Origin of the sequence: Paraburkholderia sp. SIMBA_027, assembly GCF_046535315.1 — a bacterium.
Taxonomy (GTDB): Bacteria; Pseudomonadota; Gammaproteobacteria; order Burkholderiales; family Burkholderiaceae; genus Paraburkholderia; species Paraburkholderia tropica.
The window spans coordinates 1-255 of sequence record NZ_JAWRWY010001084.1 but is presented as its reverse complement, the minus strand read 5'-3'; the positions used below and the strand labels follow the sequence as shown (position 1 = coordinate 255).

At 63.5% G+C, this 255-nt stretch carries 1 protein-coding gene; it reads left to right on the top strand.

Annotation, left to right across the window (positions count from 1 at the left end; genetic code table 11):
• Nucleotides 1-61 precede the first annotated feature (61 nt).
• Nucleotides 62-255: flavin reductase family protein (locus SB764_RS42455; RefSeq protein ID WP_410867101.1), on the top strand; the 194-nt coding region annotated here is incomplete at its 3' end.

Sequence of the window (255 nt, the reverse complement as noted above, 5' to 3'; positions counted from 1 at the left end):
GAAGAACCACCGGACGGGCAGCGATAGCCTCCTCTTCAACAAACGGAGGAGGCAGGAAAGCATGGCGGAGATAGCGGCAAAGGCGGATGCGCCGATCGATCCGATCGCACTGCGCCGGGCCTTCGGAACCTTCGTGACGGGCGTCACCGTCATCACCACCCGCGATGAAGACGGCACGCCGCGCGGCATGACCGCGAATTCCTTCACCTCGGTTTCGCTGGATCCGCCGCTGCTTCTGGTCTGCATCGCCAAGTC